We start from the raw sequence: 26,263 nt of genomic DNA on the forward strand, positions 1-26,263 counted from the left end.
GTGTCACTTCAGACAAAATTAGGAGATGAAGCCGCAACTATGTCCGAACGTGGTGTCACTTTAGACAAAATAGAGAGGGGAAGCCGCAACTATGTCCGAACCTGGTGTCACTTCAGCGGATACCCAGTTAGTGCCTGAACCTTGTACTACTTTATTGACCTTTTAATGAAACACACAAAAAACCGGGTGAAATGCTCCCGGTTTCAATTTACACAGTTTCAGACTTTTTATTTGAGCGGATTGGGTACAAGGCTTTCTCCACTGTCTGGGCATTCTTTTCTGTGATTTCAGGTTTGCGCGGGATAGGAGGATATAAATCTTCAGGATCATCCCACTGCTGTGGCAATTCTACAGGTGCTTGCTCCTTCCATTCATCTATCCACTCCTGAGGCAAGCTGCCATAACAGTTTGAGTTTTCAATCATCTCAAGCCAGATCAATGACCAGGCTCTAGGTACAACGCGCCAAATATCGTAGCCTCCACCGCCAACAGCAATCCATTTGCCGCCGCAATATTTATGGGCAACTTCATGTGCCAGCTTTGGGATCTCACGATATATTTTCATTGTAGAAGATAAATGCGTCAATGGGTCAAGATAATGAGCATCTGCTCCATTTTGCGTAAGAATCACGTCTGGTTTAAAGAACTCGGCAACTTCCATCAGGGAACTCCTATAGGCGTCGAGCCATGATTCATCCTCTGTAAAAGCATCAACAGGGATATTGAAAGAATATCCATAGCCCTTGCCCTGACCGCGCTCATTCACATTTCCAGTACCCGGGAAGAGATAACGTCCTGTTTCATGGATTGAGAGAGTACATACATCAGGATCGTCGTAAAATGACCATTGTACCCCATCTCCGTGGTGGGCATCAGTATCGACATATAGTACGCGGGCATTGTATTTTTTCTGCAGGTATTTGATCGCTACAGAACTATCATTATAAATGCAGAAGCCCGACGCTTTTCCCCTGAAGCCATGATGCAGACCGCCACCGAGATTCAGTGCGTGGCTGGCCTTACCGTTCATGACATAATCCACTGCTGTCAGGGTGCCCCCGACAAGCAAAGCACTCGCTTCATGCATATTAGCAAAAATCGGTGTATCTTCCGTTCCCAATCCATATCCTTCTGCAGGTTCACTCTTAAGCTTTCCCTGGCCAGCAAGCTTAACAGCGTTTACAAAATTGGGGTCATGAACGAGGTGAAGTTCCTCGTCCGTTGCCATCCGAGGAGCAACAATATCTTCCTCATCAATTGCACCAATTTTACGCAGTAAATCCAGCGTGAGTTTCAACCTCATCTGGTTGAAAGGATGATGGCTGCTGAAACGGTAATTCAGCAGCTCTTCGGAAAAAACGAATACAGAGCGATCGCTCATGATGAAACTCCCGGAAGGTTCGGCCAGAGTACATGATGTCCGGCCTTTTTCAAGTCCTCGATCACAGCGATCGGATTCATCGTCTGGATTCTTACGACGAGGATTTTATAACGTTCATCCTTTTGGTCAGGGTATATAAGTACGCTCTGGATATTGGCTTTCCTCATACTGATAACAGATGCAACTTCACAAAGCATTCCAGCCTTATTTGGCACCTTAACTTCGATTTGTGAGCCTGGCTGATGTGCGCCAGTAAGCTCAACCAGTGTATGCAGAAGATCTGTCTCAGTGACGATACCTACCAGCTTTTTATCCTTGGTGATTGGCAGGCAGCTAATATTATGTTCATAAAAAATGGCCGAAATTTCCTCGACAAAATCTAGGGGATGCCCAGTGATCACATTAGTCGTCATAATCGATTTGACTGGATTCTCGAGTTCACCCTTATGCTCATCCCAATGGAACACAGAAGGGGCTGCATCCTTGATGTCCCTGTCGGATACCAGTCCGATCACACTATTGTCCTTATTTACTATTGGGATGTGGCGAATCTTCTTATCCGCCATTAGCTTGATTGCATCCGCAATTGTATTTTCAGGAAAAAGGGTCGTTACATCCTTTTTCATAATTTCCTCGACGATCATGGTTCCTTCCTCCTTGAATGATGAGGCATCTAAAAATTCATCAATACATAAAACGGTTCATAAACCGCAGCTGGTCAAACTGCTGGATTGATTCAGGCTCAATTCTCTTGCCAATTCGCGCCATCAGGCAGTTTGCTGGATGGGAGCTGATTTCAGGGTCATCTGTTGCGTACCAGGTTAGACCGCCAGCATTCATCATTTTTTCCATGACTTTGCGGTATTCCCAAACATTCAAGCCGGTTCCTTTTAAGTCCCAATGCCAGTAGTATTCAGTCGTGATAATGATATAATCTTCCATCGCGTCATCCATCATGGATACCATCAGCAAATTCTTGCCGACTCGGCTGCCACGGAATTCAGGAATGACCTCAATTGCACCCAGCTCTATTAAATCTTCCATTTTTCCTTCTGACCATCTTTCAAGCGGGTCTGGATAAAGGTAAGTAACATAACCGACAATCATATGGCCTGAGCGCGCTACGATGATGCGTCCCTCCGGCAGACCGGCAATCTCGACGAGTGCCTTGTGCTGCTGGGCAGGGGGACGGAACGCCACTAAATCTTCATGGAATTCATAGCTTGCAAGTTTTTCAGGAGAAATTGGGGCCTTCAATGATTAAACGGCCATGAGGAGTCTTTAATTCTTTTGCGTTATAAGTCTTTTTATGTTCCATTCAGTCACCACCCGTCAACAATTCAAACGATAATTCTATTATACATAAAATCTAACAGATAAAAGCGCTTTCACAAAATTTTCTGTATATAAATATGAAATTTTTAAAGGAAACTTCTACATATAAACGGTATGCTTCAGTGGATTTGCAATACTTACTGATCCAAAGTGATTTTCCAATCACAATATATATTCTACTAATATTTTAAAAATTGAGAAAATCGAATTTTTATACTATAATGGATGTTAAATATAAAGCCAAGGGGGATGGATACATGAAAGTGGAAGCGCTACCAGTTACACAGGGGGATCACAACTTAAAAAAATTATCAACAGCTTCAAGGCCAATTTGATTGGAACGAAGCGGAGAAAGAGTTTTCCTGGTCTGAAACAGGCAGGGTCAATATGGCATATGAAGCAATTGATCGCCATGCAAAAGGATTCAGGAAAAATAAAATTGCGCTATATTATCAGGATGGAGTGCGCAAGGAGAAATATACTTTTAAAGAAATGAAGGAGCTTTCAAATAAAGCTGGTAATGTTTTTAAAACTTATGCTGATGTGGAAAAAGGGGACCGCGTGTTTATTTTCATGCCTCGTTCTCCAGAACTGTACTTTGCTGTTCTCGGGGCGGTCAAGCTAGGCGCGATTGTAGTCCCATTATTTGAAGCATTCATGGAAGGTGCTGTCCGTGACAGATTGGAGGACAGTGGGGCAAAGGTATTAGTTACGACCCCTGAGCTTCTTGAGCGTGTTCCTGTTGATGAGCTTCCTGACTTGAAGCATATTCTTCTCGTAGGCGACAATATTGAGGAAAACGACAAGTATGTTGATTTCAAGCAAAAGCTAGCTGTAGCTAGCAAGAAGCTTGATATAGAATGGGTAGACCGTACGGATGGTCTGATCTTACATTATACTTCTGGTTCAACTGGAAAACCGAAAGGCGTTCTCCACGTTCATAATGCGATGATTCAGCATTATCAGACTGCCAAATGGGTGCTTGATCTTAAAGAAGAAGATGTGTACTGGTGCACAGCGGATCCAGGCTGGGTAACAGGAACTTCTTACGGAATTTTCGGTCCATGGCTTGCAGGAACGTCTAATGTCATCATTGGCGGGCGCTTCAATCCAGAAACATGGTATAAGATGATTGAAGAATACGGAGTGACTGTCTGGTACAGTGCCCCTACAGCTTTCAGGATGCTGATGGGCGCGGGAGATGAAGTAGTGAAGAGGTTTGATCTTAGCTGTCTTCGTCATATCCTGAGTGTCGGTGAGCCGCTGAACCCGGAGGTAGTCAGATGGGGAATGAAGGTGTTCAACCTGCGCATCCATGATACCTGGTGGATGACTGAGACAGGAGCACAATTGATCTGTAACTATCCAAGCATGGAAATCAAGCCTGGATCAATGGGTAAACCAATCCCAGGTGTGAAGGCTGCGATTGTTGATGACCAGGGCAACGAATTGCCGCCATACAGAATGGGCAATTTAGCTATCCAAAAGGGCTGGCCATCTATGATGCATACAATCTGGAACAACCCTCAGAAGTATGATTCTTACTTCATGCCAGGTGACTGGTACGTTTCCGGTGACTCAGCGTATATGGATGAAGATGGCTACTTCTGGTTCCAGGGACGGATTGATGATGTCATCATGACTTCAGGTGAGCGTGTCGGACCATTTGAAGTCGAAAGCAAGCTTGTTGAACACCCTGCAGTTGCTGAAGCTGGTGTCATTGGCAAGCCAGACCCTGTCCGCGGTGAAATCATCAAGGCGTTCATTGCATTGCGTGACGGTTATGAACAGTCGGACGAACTAATCGAAGAAATTCGCCAATTCGTTAAAAGAGGACTTGCTGCACATGCTGCTCCTCGTGAAATCGAATTCCGCGATAAGCTGCCGAAAACACGAAGCGGCAAGATTATGCGTCGTGTATTGAAGGCCTGGGAACTGGACCTCCCAACTGGCGACCTTTCTACAATGGAAGATTAATAGCATACATAAAAAGAGCGTGAAACCGGGTTTCACGCTCTTTTTGCGAATAAAATAAACACCGCTCCAATGTGGATGCGGTGTTCATTTTTACTTAAATGCTAATTTCCATTGCCTTCGCCAGTTCCATTACCTTCACCCTCGCCGTCTCCATCACCATCTCCAGGAGGAGGTGGTGGCGGTGGCTTAGGAGGATCCTTCGGTTTAGGATTAGTTGGAGGCGGATCCTTCGGTTTAGGATCAGTAGGTTTGTCATCCTTTGGCGGATCCTTAGGCTCTGGCTTTTTGCCAATTTCAATGATATTGGATGGCGCTGATTCTTTTCCAGCTATATCGACTGCTGTAACATAGAATGAGCCGTCTCCGGCATTGAAGCTCAGGGCTTCTCCTGCTTTGATGCTGCCGACTTTTTTCTTGTTGTTATAGATTCGATAGCCAACAATATCATTTTCAGGATGTTTGCCCCATGTTATGGTCTTGCCTGAAAGTTTGATTCCCAGCGCTGCAGGCGTCTTGCCATTTTCGCTCAGCTTATCGTCCGCAACGAGGATCTTGTTCCATGCATCCTTTTTAGGGATTAACTGCTGTGGATCCCTGATTTTATGGCTGATGATGCTTTCCATATACTCTGGATTCAGTATTACCCCGGTGTCGGTGAATTCAGAAGGAGTAGAATCAAGCGCTATATAACGCTTATCTCCAACGGTAACAAATTTATTTTCGACGAGACTGTCATCAACTTTAGTTGGTGCATATTTCGCTATGAAGTAATCTGATTCAACAAGCCCTGCTTTAGAGCAAGCACTTGAAGGCAGCAAACCAGATACTGCACAATATGAACGCTTTACGATTCCGCCAGGCATTTTGAATCGTTCTTCAGGATCCACTAGCTTAGGAGCGACCTCATAGGCGTCGTTCATTAGGTCTGCCCAGATGTATTGGGTCCGGACTCCATAAGAAAGATTTTTATAGCTTCTTTCAAGGGCTTTTGGCGTATCGTATCCAAGCCATACACCGAAAGAGACATTTGGATTGGTTGCCACAAACCACGAATCAATATATTCATGCCCTGTTCCTGTTTTACCAGCCCAGTCAGATCCAAATTTCAATCTCCCTTTAACAGCTGTAGCAGTACCGCGGTTAATAACATCACGCATCATATCAATTGTTAAGTAAGAAGTCTGTGGACTGAAAACATCTACTGGTTCAGATTTATGTTGGAATACGACTTCGCCATTTTTGTCGACAATCTTCTCGATCATATAAGCATCGATGAACTTACCGCCATTTGCGAATGTGCCAAATGCGTTGGTGTTTTCTTCAACAGTGACACCGCCGCGTAATGAACCGATAGCGGTTGATTTGTTGGTATAGTCATCTGGTTTTAAATTCGAAAAGCCCATTTTATCAAGGAAGTTCGCCGGGCGCTGGTTTAGTATGTTTTTATAAGCTAGAACAGCCGGAACGTTGTAAGACTTCGTCAATGCATGTCTTGCAGTGGTTAAACCGCTGTATCTCATATCATAGTTGTTAGGCCAGGCTTTTCCAGCTCCGTTCAAAAACACTTGAACATCTGGCAGAACGGAACCAGGATGCAATTTTCCGAGCTCCATTGCTGGTGCATAAACCAAAAGCGGCTTCATCGTCGATCCGTTCTGTCGCGGAGCCCTGGTGGCGTGGTTAGTCTGTTCACGCTTAAAGTTGCGGCCGCCGACAAAACTGATGATTTTACCAGTTTTGTTTTCTATGAGAGTTGCACCGATTTCAACAGGCTCCTGGACTACTGTCATTTTGTTAGGGTCATCCGGGTCAGGAACTTCCTGAGGTTTATCTCTGCCATAGTAAGGGTAATTCTTTGCTGTTTCCTGCATCTTTACATAAATATCTTTATTGATAGTTGTATAAATCTTATAGCCATTCTGGCGAAGGTCACGGTCAGCAAGTGCATGATATTCTGCCAGTAATTTCTCGTCTTTTTTCAAATCTTCAAGTTCATATCCATCTCGCTCGGCCAGTATATTAGCCAGGATTTCTACTGAACGGGCCTCGATTTCAAACGTCAGGAAAGGATATTCCTCAACCGTGTTATCACTAGGAACTTCTTTTACAAAATCCTTGGTTATATCGTAGTTGATCGCATCCTTGAACTCATCATCGGTAATGAAACCAGCTCCATGCATCCTGGTAACGACTGTCTTGTATCTGGGACAGGCCTGGCTCAAGCCCTGCTGGATCCTTGAGCTTCCCATGGTCACTGCTGAAAGGTGTATAGCCGAATGGACTCTGTGGAAGACCTGCGATAAAAGCGGCCTGAGGTAAAGTCAGGTCTTTCGCTTCTTTTCCGAAGATTCCCTTCGCTGCGGCCTGGACACCGGCAATGTTGCTGCCATTCGCATTCCGGCCAAACGTGGCGACATTCAAGTAAGCTTCAAGAATTTCCTTTTTATCAAAGAATTTTTCGAGACGAAGGGCGAGCAGGATTTCTTTCGCTTTACGCTCGAAGGAAATTTCATTAGTCAAAATCTGGTTTTTGATGAGCTGTTGTGTAAGTGTACTTCCTCCGGAGGATGTCGCTGAGTTTGTGACTTCCTGGAATAGTGCGCGCATGATCGCTTTTGGAACAACGCCATCATGCTCGTAAAAGTACTCATCTTCTGTTGCGACCACTGCATTTACCAAATGCTTCGACATATCGTCAAGCTTGACTTCCTCACGGTAAAGGTCCGTTCGAAGCTTGCCAAGATAAACATCATTATCAAAATATAAATCCGAGGTTTCTTCATAGTTGTATATATCTTTCCTCATGTTTTCATAAGGTCGGATTTGTTCATCTTTGACAAGGGATGCGAAGTAGCCTGCACCTGCACCTGCGGCGAAACCGCCGCCGAGAACCAATACAATGATCAATAACAACAGCATGTTCCAGACAACCGAATAAGTAATCCTGGCTCCTTTTACGGTCTTTTTATTCGTAAAAAAAGCACCAAAGGATTTAAGCTTCTCTTTCCAAGCCTGTTTTCCTTCATGCATTCATATCATTCCCCCTAAAATCACATACATTATAGCATAAACAGGCTGTCGAATAGCTGTTAATGTGCATTTTTCTGAAAATTTATGTCGAATTTGACAACAAGTCTCTCTTTATGGTAAAAATGCTTTATTAACTTTATAGTAAAAAGCTGTGAAGGGAATGAGTAGTGCTTCTGTCCATGTTCCAGAAAGCCGGCGGCCGCTGTGAGCCGGTACAAACAGAAGGATGAATTACCTCCCCGAGCGCCGCAGTGAAGTGGGATCACATAGTAGCCGCGGCCGGTTTAACCGTTATTTTATTGAGTGGAAGACATTTTTTTATGTTGTTTTCAAGCCGGGTGGTACCGCGCATACAGCGCCCCTGCATTTATTGCAGGGGCGTTTTTTATTTTTCGCAAAAATCCGGTTACGAAATATATTTCCGAATGGAGGAAGAAAAGATGGAATTACTAAAAGACCTCGAATGGCGCGGGATTATTTACCAACAAACAGATGAAGAGGGAATGAAGGATTTGCTTTCAAAGGAAAAAATCTCTCTTTACTGCGGTGTCGATCCAACAGCGGACAGCATGCATATCGGTCACCTCCTTCCGTTTCTGACACTTCGCCGTTTCCAAAATGCAGGGCATCGTCCGATTGTTCTTGTCGGTGGAGCGACCGGCTTAATTGGCGACCCAAGCGGAAAGAGTGAGGAGCGCAAATTACAGACGCTCGAGCAAGTTCAGTTGAATGTGGAAGGTATCCAAAAGCAGCTTGAGAAGATCTTTAACGTTGAGGGCGAAAATGGAGCCATAATGGTTAACAACTATGACTGGGCTGGGTCCATGGATATTGTTACATTCCTCCGTGACTTCGGGAAGAACGTCGGCGTAAACTACATGCTTGCGAAGGATACAATCGCTTCAAGACTTGAAACAGGTATTTCTTTTACAGAATTCACTTACACAATCCTGCAGGCAATGGATTTCTACCACTTATACGAAAAGCACGACTGCAAGCTCCAGATTGGCGGCAGCGACCAGTGGGGCAATATTACGACAGGTCTCGAACTGATCCGTAAAATGTCTGCAGAAGGCTCAAAAGCTTTCGGCCTGACAATCCCGCTTGTTACGAAAGCAGACGGAACGAAATTCGGAAAGTCAGAAAGCGGCGCTGTATGGCTCGACCCGGAAAAGACGTCTCCATACGAGTTCTACCAGTTCTGGATCAACACAGCTGATGCCGATGTAGTGAAATACTTGAAATTCTTCACTTTCTTAGAAAAAGAAGAAATCGAGGCGCTTGCGAAAGCAGTCGAGGAAGAACCACATCTTCGCGAGGCTCAAAAAGCCCTTGCTGAAGAAATGACCCGCATGATCCATGGCGAAGAATCCCTTCAGCAGGCAATCAGGATTTCAGCGGCCCTTTTCAGCGGTGACATCAAAAACCTGAGCGCTGATGAGATCAAGCAAGGCTTCAAGGACGTTCCTTCTTTTACAGTAGAAGGAGAAGAAGAACAAGGTCTAGTGGACTTGCTTGTTGCAGCAAACATCTCGCCATCCAAGCGCCAGGCGCGTGAGGATGTAACGAACGGTGCAGTCTCCCTGAACGGAGAGCGTGTCACCGATACAGCATACGTCCTTAGCGATGCAGACAAGATCGAGGGACAGTTCACCATCGTCCGTCGCGGCAAGAAGAAGTACTTTATGATTAAGTACTAGAATGGACTGAAGATAGATCTACACTAGGGATGACAGACAATTATCGCTGGTGGAACGGAAAAACTGTCCGTCATCATGGGTAAGACGGACAAAAATCGCTGGTGGAACGAGATTACTGTCCGTCATCAGGCATACCACCGATATAAGATTAAGAAAACGGCCTTCCTGGTAAAACAGGGGCCGTATTTTAGTTGAGTTATGAAGCATACGAAATCAGAAAAAAGAATATTTATAAAAACAAAAACCCCAGCCAAAATGGCCGGGGTTTTATAAAGCACTCTATTAACGAGAGTAGAATTCAACGATAAGAGCTTCGTTGATTTCAGCTGGAAGTTCAGAACGCTCAGGCATACGAGTGAAAGTTCCTTCTAGCTTGTCTGCGTCGAAAGTCAAGAAGTCAGGTACGAAGTTGTTCACTTCGATAGCTTCTTTAACAACATCAAGGTTGCGAGACTTTTCACGAAGTGTGATTGTCTGACCTGGTGCTACGCGGTAAGATGGGATATCTACGCGAGCGCCATCAACCATGATGTGACCGTGGTTTACTAACTGGCGAGCTGCGCGACGAGTGCGAGCAAGACCAAGACGGTAAACAACGTTGTCAAGACGAGCTTCAAGAAGAATCATGAAGTTTTCGCCGTGCTTACCAGGCATTTTGCCTGCTTTGTCGAACAAGTTACGGAACTGGCGCTCAGTAACTCCGTACATGTGACGAAGCTTTTGCTTCTCTTGAAGTTGTAATCCGTATTCGGATAATTTTTTACGCTGGTTAGGACCATGAGGACCTGGTGCGTAAGGGCGTTTTTCTAATTCTTTACCTGTACCGCTTAGTGAAATTCCAAGACGGCGGGATAGTTTCCAGCTTGGGCTGGTATAACGAGCCATGAATGACTCCTCCTTAGTTTTTATTTTGTAAAATAAAAACAGATTGTGATTAAATATTTATGGGTATTTTGTTTTCATGTACCTTCGCCCTAGCAGCAGCGGGTTACGAGATACACCATCAAACAAAGTTTGAGGAACAAAATACATACATAATATAGACCACATAGGCTGCGATATTTTACACAAAGAGTATTATATAATTTATAGTGCTATAAAGTCAAGGTCTTATTTAAGTTGAAGTTAAATTCATTTGTCAGCTAATACTAAAAAGATTGTCTTTTTATATCATACTATTTTACTAGGTCTATGGTATAATGAATAGTAATTGTTATATTTTACAAATATTTGGATATTACCTTGCCGCGTGATGAATCATTTTAGTTTTTTCGGGCTGCTGCCTGTCCAAACAGCTACTTACAAATCGCTGTTAAGTGATTTTAAAACAGGTGATATATATGGAAGAATTATTGGAACGCGAGATTATATTAGAACTAAAGAGCAGATTTTTTGATTTGATCAGCGCTGGCTGACTATCTTTATCTTTCTCAGAAGTTCTCTCGCAAATGATGACTATTTTAAAAGAACTCCTAAAAGTTGATGAGATCGATTTCTATGGCTGCCAGGAATGGAAACAGGGAATGCTCCTGGAGGCTACTACTCGTTTATCGACAAGTGACGAAGTGATGGGTACTTTTCCTGAATGTCTGGTCAGTGAATTGGCTGGGAAACCCTATTCTTTCATTAGATATCCAGAATCTATGCCTCAGTACGAACTGTTGCTTATCATGGCTGCTAATGAAAATACAAAGGGGCTGTTCGGTTTTCAATTTACCGGTGGTTCACTTTCCCGGTTATCAGACACGTTTTTTAATAAGCTTTCTTATGAGTGCAATGTATTTATTGAGAAGGCGCGAAGCTTTGCGGATACAATGGAAGAGGAAAAAAGATATAAACAATTATTCAGAGTAACAAAAAAATTTCATTCAACGATGGATATGGATGCCGTGCTCGGTGAAATCATTTCTACATTAAGGGAAGTATATCCTTCTTTCACCTATTACCTGCTGTTATCCCATGATCATAAGGGGTACGGTGGATTGCCGGTTAAAGACCTTGAATACGATAGTGATAACCTGACTGCGATGCAGTCATATGTAAGCGGGCAGATCCAATTCGAGGACTCTGTTACAGAAAAAAACTCCATCATGTACGCACCTTTAAAAGGAAAACAGGGTGTTTACGGAGTTTTGCAGGTGATTGCCCCAAACTCACTTGTTTTTCCGCAAAATGAAGTTGAGTTTATTAAGCTGCTCGCCAACACCGCAGGCAGTGCGCTGGAAAACGCCAAGCTATATGAGCAATCCAGGAAATTGATTGCCGATTTGCAGTTAATCAACGAAACCTCGCATCAACTGAATACAAGCTTGCGTTTGACAGATACAATGAAGTTTATCTGCGGACAAATCATCAAGTCCTTTAATGCTCAGGAAGTCGGTTTCATCATGATTGATGAAGATCAGGATGATTACTCGGTCCTGCAAGGCAGCACTAGCTTTTTCTATTCAAAAAATGCTTCCAGCTATATATTGAGGATGGCTAAACGAATCAAGCAGGAAATGGAACCATTATTCATCGGAGATATCTCTTCTGATAGCGAAGACTCTTCTTTATACTTCCACTCGATTATGGGTGTTCCGATGATTCAGAGCGGGGAATTAAAGGGATTTGCACTTGTCATGCATGAGGAGCCGTATCACTTTGCGTTTGATACGTTCAAACTCCTCCAGTCTCTGATCCACCATTCAACTTTGGCTTTTACCAATTCAATGCTGCGTGAAGAGCTGGAGAAAATGGTTGTGACAGATCATCTGACGAAGTTGTATTCCCGTGGATACTTGGATGATAAAATGAATCTTTCCATGCTTGAAGATCAGCAGGGAACCTTTATTTTGATTGATATTGATAATTTTAAAAACGTTAATGATCAATATGGCTATCAAGTGGGAGACGAGGTACTCATCCAGCTGTCCCGCCAGATTGCGAAGAATATCCGCGGGACTGACATTGGTGCCAGATGGGGCGGGGAGGAGCTGGCGATTTATCTTCCAGGAGCACCTCTTGAGACGGGTGTCATGATTGCGAATAGGCTAGTGGACAAAGTTGAAAAGCAAACGAACCCTAGGGTCACAGTTTCATGCGGGGTATCCACATGGATCAGGGGACAGGAAGATACAACCAAGACGGTGTTCAAAAGAGCAGACCAGGCTCTTTATGTAGCAAAAGGCTCAGGAAAAAATAAAGTCGTCGTCCAGGATGAAGAACAATCTTGCTTTAGTGATAATGTATGACTTTCACTTTAAGAATTGTCCAGCTCCAGCGCTTGCCGGGGCTGACAAAGGCGCCAGCATATTTTTAAAAAGCACTCAAGATTGAGTGCTTTTTCTATTTAACAGACCACAGGACTTTTTCAACTGGTGTGAGTGAAATCACTTTCCATATCAGAGTAAATGTCATATCCTGATTATGGGGGTATTTTGTAAGCGTTTACAGAATAAGTAGGAGGAATCGTAATGGGAGAGAAAAGATTTGAAACAAAAGTGATCCATTCTGGATATAAGTCGGACGAATTCAGGGGAAGCCTTGCGCCTCCGTTATTTCAAACTAGTACGTTCACTTTCGATACTGCTGAACAGGGTGAAAGGCGCTTTGCCGGAGAAGAGGAAGGTTTCATCTATTCACGTCTTGGAAACCCTACAGTGGCTATGCTTGAGGAGCGGATGGCAACGATTGAAAAAGGGGAAAAAGCCCTTGCGTTTGGATCAGGGATGGCTGCTGTCTCTGCGATATTGATAGCGCTGACACGCTCAGGCGACCACATCCTTTGCTCACAGGGAGTGTACGGATGTACGTTTGGACTGCTGCAGCTCATGAAAGAAAAATATGATATTAATCATGATTTTTCGTTGATGTCAACGAGAGAAGAAGTATTGGCTGCCATTACCCCAGAGACAAGAGTCATCTATATCGAAACGCCGATCAACCCGACAATGAGGCTGGTTGACCTGGAAATGGTCGCAGACGTTGCGAAGGAAAAAGGGATTCCGGTCGTTGTTGATAATACATTCAGTTCGCCATATCTCCAGAATCCGCTCGAGCTTGGCTGTGATTTCGTTATCCACAGCGCAACAAAGTATATTTGTGGACATGGTGATGTCATTGCCGGCGTAGCAGTGGGACCAAAAGAAATCATGACTAAAATATCGATGACAACACAAAAAGGACATTGGCGGCGTGATTTCACCATTCGATGCATGGTTATTGCTTCGTGGTTTGAAAACATTGCCGGTAAGGATGGACCGCCATTGTGACAATGCTGAAAAATTGGCATCGTATCTTTCTGATCATCCTGCGGTCGAGGAAGTCATTTTCCCGGGTAACCCTAAGCATCCTGATTACGCAATTGCGAAAAAGCAGATGCGCAAGCCGGGCGGCCTGATTTCCTTTAACATCAAAGGAGGCCAAAAAGAAGCTCAGGCATTCATCAATAAGTTAAAACTCATTAAAATAGCCGTCAGTCTAGGAGATGCAGAAACACTGATCCAGCATCCGGCGACGATGACGCATGCCGTAGTCCCAAAAGAAGCAAGAGAAAAGATGGGAATCAAAGACAACATGTTAAGGCTGTCAGTTGGATTGGAAGCATGGGAAGACTTAAGAGATGACCTCGAAGCCGCATTTGAGGCTGTCAGAAAAGAAAGCACCATGGGGACTGGATTCATTTAAGAGATTCATTACAAAAACCCTCCCATGAATGGGAGGGTTTCATAATCTTTTCTTATATATATTGCACCAGCATTTCAACGAATTCCTCGAGTTTTTGCTGATCTAATTCGTCAAAGCGATTTTTTTCCGGTGAGTCGATATCAAGGACCCCAATTACATTGCCCTCTTTGACAATTGGAACGACGATTTCCGATTGGGATGCGGCATCGCAAGCGATGTGGCCAGGGAAGGCATGGACATCTTCAACTCTAAATGTTTCCTTCCTGGATGCGGCAGTTCCGCAAACTCCTTTGCCGAGCGGGATTCTTACACAAGCTGGAAGACCCTGGAATGGTCCGAGAACAAGCTCGCCATCTTCCATCAGGTAAAAGCCGACCCAGTTGACGCGATCGAGAAATTGGTTCAATAAAGCAGAGGCATTGCTTAAGTTCGCAATCGCATTCCTTTCATCTTCCACCAATGCTTTCAGTTGCTTTATCAATAAATTGTAATTTTTTTTCACGGCTGTCGCTGTATGTTTCGACTTTAAACACAGTTTTTCCCCCTCATTCTTGAAGTTTTAATCTACATTGTATCAAAAATCAGCGAAACAATGGAGACTTTGTCGAGCTTTTTATAAAGGAAATTTAAATGATTTCCAGAAAGGTAAACAGTAAGGTTAATTGCGGAAAGTGAGGGGTGGAGCAATGAGGAAAAATTCAAAAGCTGCGATTATTGATGCGGCCATCTACTTATTCAATACGAAGGGGTTCAATGGGACATCTGTGAGGGATATAGCGGCAAGGGCGGACGTAAATGCAGCGAATATCTCATACTACTTCCGGAATAAAAATGGACTCCTCGAAAATTGTTTTACCGTTTTTTTTGAAAGCTACATGGAAGAATTGGAGAAAGGTTTTTCATTGCTGGAATACGGTGCTGAATTATGCCTGAATGCAATGGTTGACAATGTTTTGAGATACCAGTGCCAAAACAGTCAGTTAACAAGGTTTATTTTAAGAGAGATGACTATAGACTCGCAGGTTGTCAGGGAAATTATGTCCACCTACCATGTAAAAGAACGCTATATGTTTAAAAAGGTGCTTGAAGCAGGTATGGTGAACGGGGAATTTAAAAAGAATTCCGTCCAGTTCAGCATTTTACAGCTAAAAGGGCTGCTGTCAATGCCGTTTTTAAATACCCATTATGTGACGGAGGTTTTGCATGTGCAGCCTCATGAAAAATATTTTGCTGACAAATACAGCTATGAGATTTCACAATGGATCAAAGGAACCCTTTGTACAGAGCAAAAAGTGCTGGAGAAAATGTTGATCAATATATAGGAAACCGGTAAAGCTGCCGGTTTCCTTATTTTTTTAAAAGCATTCTTTCTATTCCTTGTCCAAGCTCCTTCGCCTGGTGCGCATCTGATCCGTAAACGAGTCGGATTCCACGCTTTTTAGCTTCGCTTATTACCCAATCTGGAGGGTAGGGCTCACGGCATAATGGTTTTGCTGTACCGGCTCCATTATAATCCAGCTCGTAATCATGCTTCGAAACCAACTCCAGTATTTCAATGATCTCATCAGTGCATTCCAGCGCGGTGGGGAATTTTAAGCGGAATTTATTCGCCAGGGTCATATGCCCGATTCTTTTCGGCTTATAGAGTCCCAAATCGGTCTGGATGGATTTCAATACAGTTTGGTAGTAATGACGATGAACGTTTTCCACCGAACCGTATGCTTCTGCTATTTCGCGGAAGTTGTCCGGACTGTAATCAAGACAATCATATTTTCCAGAGGGGTTTTTCAGGAAGTGAACTGATAGAATCGAGTCATCGAGACGAGAACCGAACTCGTCTAGGAATTTGGCAGTCTGTACCTCATAACCTTCGATAAAATCAATCTCGAAACCAATATTGATTTTAATTTTACCGCGGTATTTCACCTTCGCTTCTTCGATAGAATCAAAATATTGCTCCAAATCCTCATAACGCATTGCGCTATCCTGCATTGGTGTAGGATCTATGAAATCTTCAGGTAGCGGGGCGTGTTCTGCGAATGTAATTTCTGTATAGCCAAGCTGAAGGGCTCTCTCGACGTATTCTTCAATCTGATCTTTAGTGCCATGCGGGCAAAAAGATGTGTGTACGTGCCCATCTTTCATGATTTCAGGCCTCCCAAAGTAATATATTATGCAAGAATTCAAGTTAAATCAGCTTAATTCGGATAATTTCAACAAAAAATATGAATTTAATAGTCAAAAATTGTCGTTTACATGGTAATATAAATACATTATACACGCATTTATAAATTCATTTTATATAGAAGGATTCAGAACTTGGAATTTGTGAGGCCAGGGGGATAACAATGGAGTACATAATCGGCGGAATAGCTATATTGATAATTCTTTTTTTTATTAGGATATTTTATGAAACGGAAGTATTACAGTGAGGTCGACCGGTATGAGTCATGGAAAATCGATATTATGAACCGGCCTGTACTCGATGAAATGTCAAAGGTAAAACAGTTGAACATGACGGGCCAGACGGAGGAACTTTTCGAACGCTGGCGTCAGGAATGGGATGAACTTGTTACGTCCAAGCTGCCAGGCATCGAAGATTATTTGTTCGATGCAGAGGAGTACATTGACAAATACAGATTCAAAAAGGCTAAGGAATCTCTTGCCGTCATTGATCGCAAGCTAACGGAAACTGAGGATAAGATCAAAAAAATCCTCGATGAGTTAAATGAACTTGTTGGAAGCGAAGAGAAAAACCGTGAAGAAATCGATGGCTTGAAGGAGCAATACAGGGATAATAAGAAAAACCTTCTGTCACACCGCCACAGTTTTGGAAGTGCTGAGGCCAGTCTCGAAGTCATGCTTGAAAACATCCAGGCAAAATTCATCGAATTTGATGAGAAGACAGATAATGGGAATTACCTTGAAGCAAGGGAAACGGTGTTGTCCATCCAGTCCATGCTGGAACAGGTATCCAGCAAGATGGATTCAATACCAGCGCTGCTGCATGATTGCCAGTCGGTCATTCCTGCTCAAGTCAGCGATCTGAAGGACGGCGTCAAAGAAATGGCTGCACAGGGATATGTACTTGACCATCTGAATTCAGAAAAAGAGGTCGAGGAAATCGGCATTGAATTGACTGAATATCGGGCTTCTCTTGAAAAGGGCGATGTTGAGAAGGCTGAACAGGGTATTCAGGGCTTAAAGGAACGCGTAGAGAAGTTATTCGATCTCCTTGAAGCTGAGGTCCTGGCTAAACAATACATTACGAAGACAGAACACGAGGCGAAAGAAACCCTCGTAAAAGCAATAACAGAAAGCAAGACGTTGAAAGAAGAGACAAAGCATATCCAGGAGAGCTATCACCTGAATGATAAAGAGCTGTCGGCACAAACGAATGTAGAACAACAGCTTAAAGCGCTGCTTAAGCGCTTTGAGCTGATTGATCACAGAATTACTGAAAACGACACAGCGCAAAGCCTGATAATGGTGGAGCTTGAAGAAGCGAAGCAGCTGCTTGATACACTTGTTGAAGAGCAAAAAGTATTAATGGAAAAGTTGAGTGCCCTAAGGAAGGATGAAATGGCGGCTAGGGATAAGGTATGGGATCTTTCTAAAAAGATCTCCGAACTGATCCGAATTGTTTCCAAGAGCAATATGCCTGGTCTGTCACAGGAATATAAATACCTTCTAGAAGATGCCAATGAAAGCATCAAACAAGTCAATGAAAAGCTTGAGGAAAAGCCGCTGGATATTCCTGTTGTTCAACAGTATTTAGAAATCGCTGTGCTGACGGTTGAAAAGCTTGAGGCATCGACTGAAGAAATCGTCGAGACAGTCATGCTGGCTGAACGAGTCATTCAATATGGAAATAGATACCGCAGTCGATATCCTTCGGTTGATCGTGGACTTAGAGAAGCAGAAGAGTGTTTCCGGAATTACGATTATCGTGATGCACTTGAACAGGCGGCTACATCTATAGAGGAAGTAGATCCTGGTGCCCTAAAGAGAATCGAGCAAATGTTAGCTGAAAAAGAGTAATAATAAACGTGGGTCTCCGTCATGGAGACCTGTTTTTATGCGGAATAAAAAAGTATAAATTTATCCACTTAGATTAGTGTCTAGCTCCAGCGCCTAGCCCCTCGAGTCACTTGTCTAGCTGCGGCTCCTAACTCCTCGAGACGCTTCGGTCCTGCCAATGAAGTCAAAGAACGACTTCACTGTCAGGCCCTCCAGCGCTTGTCGGAGTTGGACAGTCGCCTCCGCATTTCGAATTCGGTCCTGCCAATGAAGTCAAAGAACGACTTCACTGTCAGGCCCTCCAGTGCTTGTCGGGGCTGACCAAGGCGCTTGCGCTTTTCAATCTTCCGGACATACTATATAATGTCAATTCCAAATATTTTTCATTGATTATTTCTTATGATAAGATTTCTAGTTAGCATTAACGTATTGAATAAGGGGGGATATGATGATTTACTTAGACAACAGTGCCACAACCAAACCCTATAAAGAAGTGCTGAATTCATTTTTAAAGGTCTCAGAAGAATTTTTCGGAAATCCTTCATCTCTTCATAAAATCGGCGGCCAGGCAGAGAAGCTGCTTCAGCAGGCTCGTTCCCAGGTAGGCAAGCTGCTGAATGTAAAAGAAACGGAAATCCTGTTCACATCCGGTGGAACGGAAAGCAATAATCTTGCTGTAAAAGGAATCGCGATGGACCACCGCGAAAGAGGCAGGCATATCATAACCACAAGCATTGAGCATGCTTCCATCCACAATGCGATGGTTCAGCTTGAATCGCTCGGCTATGAAATAACTTATGTAAAGCCAGATCGTAACGGCTTTATCAGCGCGGAGTCGATTCAGAGGGAAATGCGTAACGATACGATTCTGGTGTCTGTGATTCATGTCAATAATGAAGTCGGTACCATTCAGCCTATAAAGGAAATTGGAACCATGCTTAAAAAGTATCCAAAAGTGTTTTTTCATGTGGACTTTGTTCAGGGAGTAGGAAAGGTACCACTTAACTTTTACGAAGCCGGAGTCCACTTATCCACCATATCGGGCTATAAATTCCATGGACTGAAAGGGACAGGTGCATTATTTATCAAAGAAGGAGTCCACTTGTCTCCACTATTCTCCGGCGGGAATCAGGAATGGAAGCAGCGCAGCGGAACAGAAAATGTAGCAGGCATGGTAGCAATGGCCAAGGCTTTGAGAATGACATTTGAACAGAGAAAAGAAAAGCTGAATCAAATGGAAGAAGCGATGGAAAGATTAAGAAGTGGTATCACCGAAATTAAGGAAATTATCATTCACACGCCGATAAAAAATCGCGCCCCTCACATTTTGAACTTTTCCATCAAGGGCTTGAAGGCTGAAACATTTGTACATGCCATGGGAAAAAGAAATATATATGTATCAACGACAAGCGCCTGCTCATCCAAAAAGAAAGCTGCAAGCACGACTTTGCTGGCAATGGGAGTGCCGCAAGATGAAGCGGAAAGCGCGATCAGGGTAAGCCTGACATTCAGCAATACAGTAGAAGAAGCAGAGCTGGCAGCAAAGGCAATTGCTGAGACAGTAAAACATTTAAGCGAGGTAGTAAAGAAATGATGTATGACCGTATTTTGGTTCGGTATGGAGAAATATCGACTAAAGGAAGAAACAGGAATAAATTCATTGATCGACTGAGAAAAAATATTAAAAGAGCTTTAATCAACTATCCGAATATAACCATCAAGGCAGAACGCGACCGCATGTTCATCCTTCTTAATGGTGAGGATAGCGATGGAATTGGAGAGAAACTGAAAGAAATATTCGGGATTCAATCCTTCAGCCCGGCTGTGAAAGTTGAAAAAGATCTAGATAAAATGAAAGATGCTTCACTCGAACTGTTCAGGAAGATTCATAAACCGGAACAGACTTTTAAAATCACTGCTAAACGGTCAGATAAGACATTTGAATTGGATACAAACGGGATCAATTCAGAATTCGGCGGCCACATCTTAAGGAATGTTGATAACTTGAAAGTGGACGTCCGCAACCCTGATATTAATCTTCAGATTGAAATCAGGAAAGAAGCCGCCTATATTTCGGCAGAAACGATAAGTGGTGCTGGTGGACTCCCTGCTGCCTCTGCGGGCAAAGGGATGCTGATGCTTTCCGGAGGTATTGACAGTCCCGTAGCAGGTTACCTTTCAATGAAGAGAGGTCTCGAAGTTGAAGGAGTCCATTTCTTCAGTCCGCCATTTACAAGTGAGCGGGCAAAACAAAAAGTTATCGATCTTTCTGAAAAACTAGCTGAGGTATATGGGCATTTCGTGCTTCACATCGTACCGTTCACTGAAATCCAGCAGGCTATCCACAAGCAAATTCCGGAAAACTATACGATGACAACAACAAGGAGAATTATGCTCCGCATCACTGACGCTATAAGGGAAAAACAGGGCGGCCTTGCGATTATCACTGGTGAAAGTCTTGGGCAGGTCGCAAGCCAGACGCTTGAAAGCATGTATGCGATCAATGAAGTGACTGCTACACCAATCATCAGACCTTTGATTACAATGGACAAACTTCAAATCATGGATATTGCTCATCATATCGATACCCATGACATATCGATCCGCCCCTATGAAGATTGCTGCACGGTTTTTGTTCCTGCATCACCAAAAACAAAGCCAAAACTAGAAAAGGTTCAAAAATATGAAAGCTTCTTTGACTTTGAGGAATTGATCCAAAAAGCCGTCGAAGGAACGGAACGTATCCTTCTTCAACCTGCATCAGAACGAAAAGATGACACATTGGGTGACTTATTTTAGATTATGAAAAATTTGTGAACAATTACCAATTAAAGTTTTGAATTAAGCCATGTGTTTTTACACACTCTATACTCACAAGGAGGTGAAACACATGGCAAACAACAACAGCTCAAATCAACTTCTAGTACCTGGAGTATCACAAGCTCTTGACCAAATGAAGTACGAAATCGCTTCTGAATTTGGTGTACAGCTTGGCGGAGAAACTACTTCTCGCGCTAACGGTTCTGTAGGTGGAGAGATCACTAAGCGTTTGGTTCAAATGGCTGAACAACAACTTGGTGGCGGATACTCTCGCTAATTACAAATTAATAATATGGCTACAAGGAGCGGGGCACATGCCCCGCTCTTTTTATATGGAAAAAAACAAATGAGAATTATTATATTGAAAAATGTTGTTATATAATTTTAAATTTTTAAATAATTTTGTATAATAGGGATTGGGGATTAGTAAGGCAAGTAGTCGCATAAGCGAAACCGGCCTTAACAAAACATTATGAGGGGGAAGAATATGAACAGGGAACAATTGATTGCACCAGAAAAGTATAACCTTGTATCTGAAATAGAGCGCTTCGCTCAGGATCAGGAAAGAAAAGCGATTATCTGGGAAAATGAAGCAGGCAGCACGAAAGAGATTACATACCGTGAACTTCTAAATAATGCGAATAAAATTGGAAACGTTTTCTCGAATCATGGATTGCAGCAGGGTGATGTCGTCCTGGTCGTTGTACCGAGATTGATTGAAGCCTATCAGGTTTATATTTCAGCCTTGAAAATGGGGTTAGTTGTCATTCCTAGTTCCGAAATGCTAAGAACGAAGGATTTTCAATATCGAATCAACCATGGCGACGTAAAAGCAATTGTCAGCTATGCTCCTTTTACTAATGAATTTGCCGGAATCGAGGAAGCGGATCACCTGCCTAAGTTCGTTATTGGAGACGAGAAAGAAGGCTGGATTCATCTGAATGCAGAAATGGAAAATGCTTCGGCTGACCTTCCACTTGCAGCTACTGAACGAGATGACATGGCATTCCTTAGCTACACCTCCGGAACGACTGGCAATCCAAAAGGGGTCGTCCATACTCATGGATGGGCATATGCGCATCTTCGCACAGCAGCAACAAACTGGCTTGGAATTGAGGATGGTGACACTGTCTGGGCCACTGCAGGTCCTGGCTGGCAAAAGTGGATCTGGAGCCCGTTCTTATCTGTTATGGGAACCGGAGCAACCGGCCTGGTTTACCAGGGAAAATTCGAGCCGCAAAAATACTTGTCACTTTTACAAAAATACAATGTGAATGTCCTTTGCTGCACACCGACGGAATACCGTCTGATGGCGAAGGTAGAAAACTTAAGTGATTTTAACCTTCCAGGACTTCACAGTGCCGTTTCTGCGGGAGAACCGCTTAACCGTGAAGTAATTGATACATTTAAGAAGCATTTCAATGTAGAGGTGCGAGACGGTTATGGACAGACAGAAAATACATTGCTTGTCGGCGTGACGAAGGGCATGGAATTGAGACCGGGGTCCATGGGCAAGCCAACGCCTGGAAACTCTGTCGAGATTATCAATGAGGATGGTGAGCCATGTGCTCCAGGAGAAGTGGGAGACATCGCTGTCCATGTAGAAACACCAGCGTTATTCAAGAACTATTACAAGGATCCAGAGAGAACAGCGATGCAGTTCCGCGGCGATTATTACGTAACAGGCGACAAAGCGAGCAAAGATGAAGAGGGCTACTTCTGGTTTGAGGGACGGGGAGATGATATCATCATCAGTTCTGGTTATACGATCGGGCCTTTTGAAGTTGAGGATGCACTGGTAAAACATCCTTATGTAAGTGAATGTGCTGTAGTCGCATCACCGGATGAAATCCGCGGCCATATCGTCAAAGCATTTGTGGTCCTGCGTGAAGGAATCAGCCGTGAACAGGAAAACCTTGTAGGTGAGCTGCAGCAGCATGTAAAGGACTTGACGGCACCCTATAAGTATCCGAGGAAGATCGAGTTCCTTGATGAACTACCAAAAACAACTTCCGGTAAAATCCGCCGCATCGAATTACGCAAGAAGGAATTAGAAGGCGCAAAATAAACAGTGTAAACAAAAGGCAGGCCATTGTGCCTGCTTTTTGTATGTAATTATGCAAGTATCAAAGAATGCGTTGAAAATGAAAACTTGGGTATATTTTAAGATAGAAAGGGTGATTATTTATGGAAATTGAAATCAGGGAGGCTGCATTGGACGAGTTAAAAAAGGTCCAATTCGGCGAAAGGGAAGGAATCAGAATTCTGGCAGAGTTTGTTGGGACATGTTCAATCGCGACAGACATCGAGTTGCAAGTAGAGGAGAAGCAGGCTGATGATGAAGTCCTCACAGTAAGCGGCATCCACTTTTTCGTACCGGAATTATCGTTGGAATCACTGCCTTCAAAAATATTTTTAGATTACAAACAAGGTTTCGGCTATAAAATATCCTCCGCTGAAGAGACATATGGCTATAACTTCAAACTTAAACCACGACAAGAGAAATAACCCAGTGCGGGTTATTTTTTTATGATAAAACCCATCCAATCAACATTATGGTGGCGCATAAAACGCAAGAAAAAAGAAATTCCTCTCCACCGAGCTTATAGAGGCACAAAAAGGCGCAGGATCAGAAGAAAGCGCCATCCATCGCGCTTATGGAGACGCAAAAAGGAGCAGGACCAGAAGAAAGTGCCATCCATCGGGCTTATGGAGGCACAAAAAAGAGCAGGATTAGAAGGAAGCGTAATCCATCGGGTTTATGGAGACACAAAAAGGCGCATGAACAGATGAAGCGCCATCCACCGGGCTTATGGGGACACAAAATGGTGCAGGACCAGAAGAAAGCGTAAATCCATCGTACTTATGGAGACACAAAAAGCAGCAGGATCAGAAGGAATCGTCATCCACCATCGCTTTGGTGGTAAGAGAGAGATGCTAAATCTGCATAATTCGTCTATTATTGGTACCGAAAAAAAAGATTGTCAGTCCGGAGGGTTCCGCTTTATAATGATATTATTTCGAGTCTAGAAATATTAGGAGGCTATCCCTATGGATAAAAGGACTGAACAACAAGCTGGTGTCCTATACGCAGCTTTTTCTTACATATTATGGGGGTTCCTCCCTGTCTATTGGAAGCTGTTAGATCATGTGAATGCTGATGAAATTTTGGCTAATCGTGTGTTTTGGTCTTTCTTCTTCATCGCCTTTATTCTGCTCATTAATAAGAAGTGGGGACTTTTTACAGGGACATTGCTTGGGTTGGCTAAGAACAAAAGGCAATTAGCCGCCCTGGCTGTGGCATCTATGTTAATCAGCATTAACTGGTTCATGTATATCTGGGCGGTGAATACAGACCAGATGATCGAAGCTAGCCTTGGCTATTATATCAATCCGCTCGTAAGTGTCCTTCTCGGAATGGTCTTTCTGAAGGAACGTCTATCTTTGCTGCAATATGTATCGTTTGCTCTCGCAGCAATCGGTGTTTTGATTATGACGATTTCCTACGGACAATTTCCTTGGATTGCTTTATCACTAGCAATTTCCTTTGGTCTGTACGGATTGGCGAAGAAATTGATCAAGGTAGACTCGGCTGTTGGGCTTGCGCTTGAAACACTGGTCGTTATGCCGCTCGCTGCTATCTACATTGGCTACCTCCTAAACCAGGGAACAAACTCACTATTTGCTGGCTCAGTGTCGACTACGCTGCTGCTGGCGGGTGCAGGGGCGGCTACGGCGGTTCCTCTTCTCTTTTTCGCTAAAGGTGCTCAAAGGATTCCGCTCGCAACACTTGGTATCCTGCAATATATCGCACCCACATTGACGCTCATCCTTGGGGTTTTCGTCTATCACGAAACATTCTCGACAATCCACCTGCTTGCTTTTACCTTTATCTGGTCAGCCTTGATCCTTTACTCTTTATCAAGGACAAAAATGGCAGCAGCGCTGACAGTTAAGTGGAAAAAAGAAAAGGGTTTGCCTATGTAAGGGCTGCAACAAAGATCCCAAAAAAGAGCTGCGGAATAATCCGCAGCTCTTTTTTTAAGAAGTTAGTAAGTATAAATTCTACTTCGAGAATTGTCCAGCTCCAGCGCCTAGCCCCTCGATTCGCTTGTCTAGCTGCGGCTCCTAACTCCTCGAGACGTTTGTCTAGCTGCGGCTCCTAACTCCTCGAGACGTTTCGGTCCTGCCAATGAAGTCAAAGAGCGACTTCACTGTCAGGCCCTCCAACGCTTGTCGGAGTTGAGCAGTCGCCTCCGCTTTTCGAATTGTCTAGTGTCGCCTCCTAGAAACGCAGTAACTTCAACTCCGCCGGCAGAAGCAAAAAGCGCTTCTTTGTCGGAGTCTCCAGTTTCTGCGTTTCTGGACAGTCGGCTACACTTTTCGGTTTCAGTTCGCTCAGGTGAAGTCAAAGATCGACTTCACCGGTCGGCCATCCAGCGCTTGTCGGGGCTGACCCAGGCGCTTGCGCTTTTCTTATAAGAATGTCCTCTTTACTTTTTCCCAGAATGAGTTGTCCTTGAGTTTGACAGTTTTGATGATTTTGTTGCTCAGTTTCACATCGAATTTTTCGACATGTTGAATGCTAAGTGCTTCGTTATCCATTCCCATGATTGGATAATCATTTCCGTCCTGGGCAACCTTGAAGGTAAGCTTTCGGTCTCCGCTCAAGATGAAAGAAGAGCCGAGGGTCCGGAAATCATTATTGTTTACAGAAGCAAGTTCGCTGACTTGCATGCACGGAAGGAGAGGGTCAACAACTGCGCCGTTTACCGACTTATTATACGCTGTGCTTCCCGTAGGAGTAGCGACAATCATACCATCTCCACGGAAGGTTTCAAAATGCTTGTCGTCGATATATACATCCATTACAAATGCTTTTATGATCGCTGAACGTACGCTGAATTCATTCAGGCAGACAAATGTTGTATCGCCATCGATTGTTACTTCGATCGTCGGATAGCGTCTGACTTCGATTTGTGCATTAGTGATTGCTTCAATCATTTTATCCGTATCTTCGAGATGGAAATCGCAATACATATTCAGCGATCCAGTCACTGAAATACCGGCATATAGGCAATCATCGCGGAAGCCGGTCTTCCTGACAGCCTGCAGGAAGGTACCGTCATCACCAATACTTACAATAATATTTGCGGTTCGATAGTCGGTCACGATATTGAAATCATAACGGCGAGCCAGCTCATAAAGAGGCTCAACTTTTTCCAGCATCGTTGTGTCGGGTGTATGGTGAAAATAAATATTACGGCGATCTGGCATAAAAATTCCTCCAAACATTTCGTATTTCTTCCATAATTTTACCCACTTTTGAAAT

Annotated in this window: 16 protein-coding genes, 5 pseudogenes and 1 other annotated feature; of the genes and pseudogenes, 12 read left to right on the forward strand and 9 right to left on the reverse strand. The window is 43.6% G+C overall.

Translation table 11 applies throughout. The features are described from left to right. Positions 1–208 precede the first annotated feature (208 nt). The 3 genes and pseudogenes from LC048_RS03510 to LC048_RS03520 form a co-directional block, all read right to left on the reverse strand. Positions 209–1,381 (reverse strand): acetoin utilization protein AcuC, encoded by a 1,173-nt coding sequence (locus tag LC048_RS03510; protein WP_226602789.1) that lies wholly within the window; start codon positions 1,379–1,381, stop codon positions 209–211. Next, entirely contained in the window at positions 1,378–2,025 is a 648-nt protein-coding gene (locus tag LC048_RS03515) for an acetoin utilization AcuB family protein (protein WP_226602787.1), read from the reverse strand. The genes LC048_RS03510 and LC048_RS03515 overlap by 4 nt, the downstream gene beginning before the upstream one ends. A gap of 40 nt (positions 2,026–2,065) precedes the next feature. Continuing rightward, a pseudogene (locus tag LC048_RS03520) lies at positions 2,066–2,699 on the reverse strand (GNAT family N-acetyltransferase). A gap of 274 nt (positions 2,700–2,973) precedes the next feature. Between LC048_RS03520 and acsA the strand changes: the two are divergent. After that, a pseudogene (gene acsA, locus LC048_RS03525) lies at positions 2,974–4,693 on the forward strand (acetate--CoA ligase). A 101-nt stretch (positions 4,694–4,794) separates the two neighbouring features. On the opposite strand, the pseudogene LC048_RS03530 reads toward acsA, so the two are convergent. Beyond that, positions 4,795–7,723 (reverse strand): annotated as a pseudogene (locus LC048_RS03530) (transglycosylase domain-containing protein). A 142-nt stretch (positions 7,724–7,865) separates the two neighbouring features. Continuing rightward, positions 7,866–8,089 (forward strand) — a binding site (T-box leader). Between the two features lie 74 nt (positions 8,090–8,163). Here LC048_RS03530 and tyrS point away from each other — a divergent pair. Then, positions 8,164–9,423 carry a tyrosine--tRNA ligase gene (gene tyrS / locus LC048_RS03535; RefSeq protein WP_226602780.1) on the forward strand — a complete coding sequence of 420 codons (1,260 nt, stop codon included), beginning with the start codon at positions 8,164–8,166 and terminating at the stop codon, positions 9,421–9,423. 282 nt (positions 9,424–9,705) lie between these two features. Here the strand turns inward: tyrS and rpsD are convergent, their stop codons facing one another. Beyond that, entirely contained in the window at positions 9,706–10,308 is a 603-nt protein-coding gene (gene rpsD / locus LC048_RS03540) for a 30S ribosomal protein S4 (protein WP_306049455.1), read from the reverse strand. A 563-nt stretch (positions 10,309–10,871) separates the two neighbouring features. On the opposite strand from rpsD, the gene LC048_RS03545 reads away from it, so the two are divergent. Then, positions 10,872–12,656 (forward strand): sensor domain-containing diguanylate cyclase, encoded by a 1,785-nt coding sequence (locus LC048_RS03545; protein WP_306049457.1) that lies wholly within the window; start codon positions 10,872–10,874, stop codon positions 12,654–12,656. Positions 12,657–12,878: 222 nt separating this feature from the next. Continuing rightward, a pseudogene (gene megL, locus LC048_RS03550) lies at positions 12,879–14,091 on the forward strand (methionine gamma-lyase). Positions 14,092–14,143: 52 nt separating this feature from the next. Here megL and LC048_RS03555 read toward each other — a convergent pair. Then, positions 14,144–14,624 (reverse strand): annotated as a pseudogene (locus LC048_RS03555) (GAF domain-containing protein). Positions 14,625–14,777: 153 nt separating this feature from the next. Between LC048_RS03555 and refZ the strand changes: the two are divergent. Then, positions 14,778–15,413 carry a forespore capture DNA-binding protein RefZ gene (gene refZ, locus LC048_RS03560; RefSeq protein WP_226602772.1) on the forward strand — a complete coding sequence of 212 codons (636 nt, stop codon included), beginning with the start codon at positions 14,778–14,780 and terminating at the stop codon, positions 15,411–15,413. A 25-nt stretch (positions 15,414–15,438) separates the two neighbouring features. Here the strand turns inward: refZ and hisJ are convergent, their stop codons facing one another. Further along, positions 15,439–16,236, reverse strand: coding sequence for a histidinol-phosphatase HisJ (gene hisJ, locus LC048_RS03565; RefSeq protein ID WP_306049459.1), 798 nt, complete (start codon positions 16,234–16,236; stop codon positions 15,439–15,441). 264 nt (positions 16,237–16,500) lie between these two features. On the opposite strand from hisJ, the gene ezrA reads away from it, so the two are divergent. From ezrA to rarD, 7 genes are all read left to right on the forward strand, one after another. Then, entirely contained in the window at positions 16,501–18,132 is a 1,632-nt protein-coding gene (gene ezrA / locus LC048_RS03570; protein ID WP_371931991.1) for a septation ring formation regulator EzrA, read from the forward strand. Positions 18,133–18,559: 427 nt separating this feature from the next. Then, entirely contained in the window at positions 18,560–19,705 is a 1,146-nt protein-coding gene (locus tag LC048_RS03575; RefSeq protein WP_306050427.1) for a cysteine desulfurase family protein, read from the forward strand. Further along, positions 19,702–20,910 (forward strand): tRNA uracil 4-sulfurtransferase ThiI, encoded by a 1,209-nt coding sequence (thiI, locus tag LC048_RS03580; RefSeq protein WP_226602765.1) that lies wholly within the window; start codon positions 19,702–19,704, stop codon positions 20,908–20,910. Before LC048_RS03575 ends, thiI begins: the two co-directional genes overlap by 4 nt. 91 nt (positions 20,911–21,001) lie before the next feature. Then, positions 21,002–21,208 carry an alpha/beta-type small acid-soluble spore protein gene (locus tag LC048_RS03585; RefSeq protein ID WP_102263877.1) on the forward strand — a complete coding sequence of 69 codons (207 nt, stop codon included), beginning with the start codon at positions 21,002–21,004 and terminating at the stop codon, positions 21,206–21,208. Positions 21,209–21,418: 210 nt separating this feature from the next. Then, positions 21,419–22,999 (forward strand): acyl-CoA synthetase MbcS, encoded by a 1,581-nt coding sequence (gene mbcS / locus LC048_RS03590; RefSeq protein ID WP_226602763.1) that lies wholly within the window; start codon positions 21,419–21,421, stop codon positions 22,997–22,999. Between the two features lie 119 nt (positions 23,000–23,118). Further along, the gene (locus tag LC048_RS03595) at positions 23,119–23,439 is read left to right on the forward strand and encodes an iron-sulfur cluster biosynthesis family protein (RefSeq protein WP_226602762.1); all 321 of its coding nucleotides are present in this window, start codon (positions 23,119–23,121) and stop codon (positions 23,437–23,439) included. A 543-nt stretch (positions 23,440–23,982) separates the two neighbouring features. After that, entirely contained in the window at positions 23,983–24,918 is a 936-nt protein-coding gene (gene rarD, locus LC048_RS03600; RefSeq protein ID WP_226602760.1) for an EamA family transporter RarD, read from the forward strand. Between the two features lie 230 nt (positions 24,919–25,148). Here the strand turns inward: rarD and LC048_RS03605 are convergent, their stop codons facing one another. Next, a complete protein-coding gene (locus LC048_RS03605; protein ID WP_226602759.1) occupies positions 25,149–25,343 on the reverse strand; it encodes a hypothetical protein in 195 nt (64 codons plus the stop codon). Positions 25,344–25,407: 64 nt separating this feature from the next. Beyond that, positions 25,408–26,208 (reverse strand): NAD kinase, encoded by an 801-nt coding sequence (locus tag LC048_RS03610; protein ID WP_226602758.1) that lies wholly within the window; start codon positions 26,206–26,208, stop codon positions 25,408–25,410. Positions 26,209–26,263: the final 55 nt, after the last annotated feature.

It is taken from the genome of Mesobacillus subterraneus (genome assembly GCF_020524355.2).
GTDB lineage: Bacteria > Bacillota > Bacilli > Bacillales > Cytobacillaceae > Mesobacillus > Mesobacillus subterraneus_C.

Coding starts and splice junctions, on each gene's coding strand:
- LC048_RS03510 (WP_226602789.1), bottom strand. CDS start 1,381: ATGAGCGATCGCTCTGTATTCGTTTTTTCCGAAGAGCTGCTGAATTAC.
- LC048_RS03515 (WP_226602787.1), bottom strand. CDS start 2,025: ATGATCGTCGAGGAAATTATGAAAAAGGATGTAACGACCCTTTTTCCT.
- tyrS (WP_226602780.1), top strand. CDS start 8,164: ATGGAATTACTAAAAGACCTCGAATGGCGCGGGATTATTTACCAACAA.
- rpsD (WP_306049455.1), bottom strand. CDS start 10,308: ATGGCTCGTTATACCAGCCCAAGCTGGAAACTATCCCGCCGTCTTGGA.
- LC048_RS03545 (WP_306049457.1), top strand. CDS start 10,872: ATGATGACTATTTTAAAAGAACTCCTAAAAGTTGATGAGATCGATTTC.
- refZ (WP_226602772.1), top strand. CDS start 14,778: ATGAGGAAAAATTCAAAAGCTGCGATTATTGATGCGGCCATCTACTTA.
- hisJ (WP_306049459.1), bottom strand. CDS start 16,236: ATGAAAGATGGGCACGTACACACATCTTTTTGCCCGCATGGCACTAAA.
- ezrA (WP_371931991.1), top strand. CDS start 16,501: ATGAAACGGAAGTATTACAGTGAGGTCGACCGGTATGAGTCATGGAAA.
- LC048_RS03575 (WP_306050427.1), top strand. CDS start 18,560: ATGATTTACTTAGACAACAGTGCCACAACCAAACCCTATAAAGAAGTG.
- thiI (WP_226602765.1), top strand. CDS start 19,702: ATGATGTATGACCGTATTTTGGTTCGGTATGGAGAAATATCGACTAAA.
- LC048_RS03585 (WP_102263877.1), top strand. CDS start 21,002: ATGGCAAACAACAACAGCTCAAATCAACTTCTAGTACCTGGAGTATCA.
- mbcS (WP_226602763.1), top strand. CDS start 21,419: ATGAACAGGGAACAATTGATTGCACCAGAAAAGTATAACCTTGTATCT.
- LC048_RS03595 (WP_226602762.1), top strand. CDS start 23,119: ATGGAAATTGAAATCAGGGAGGCTGCATTGGACGAGTTAAAAAAGGTC.
- rarD (WP_226602760.1), top strand. CDS start 23,983: ATGGATAAAAGGACTGAACAACAAGCTGGTGTCCTATACGCAGCTTTT.
- LC048_RS03610 (WP_226602758.1), bottom strand. CDS start 26,208: ATGCCAGATCGCCGTAATATTTATTTTCACCATACACCCGACACAACG.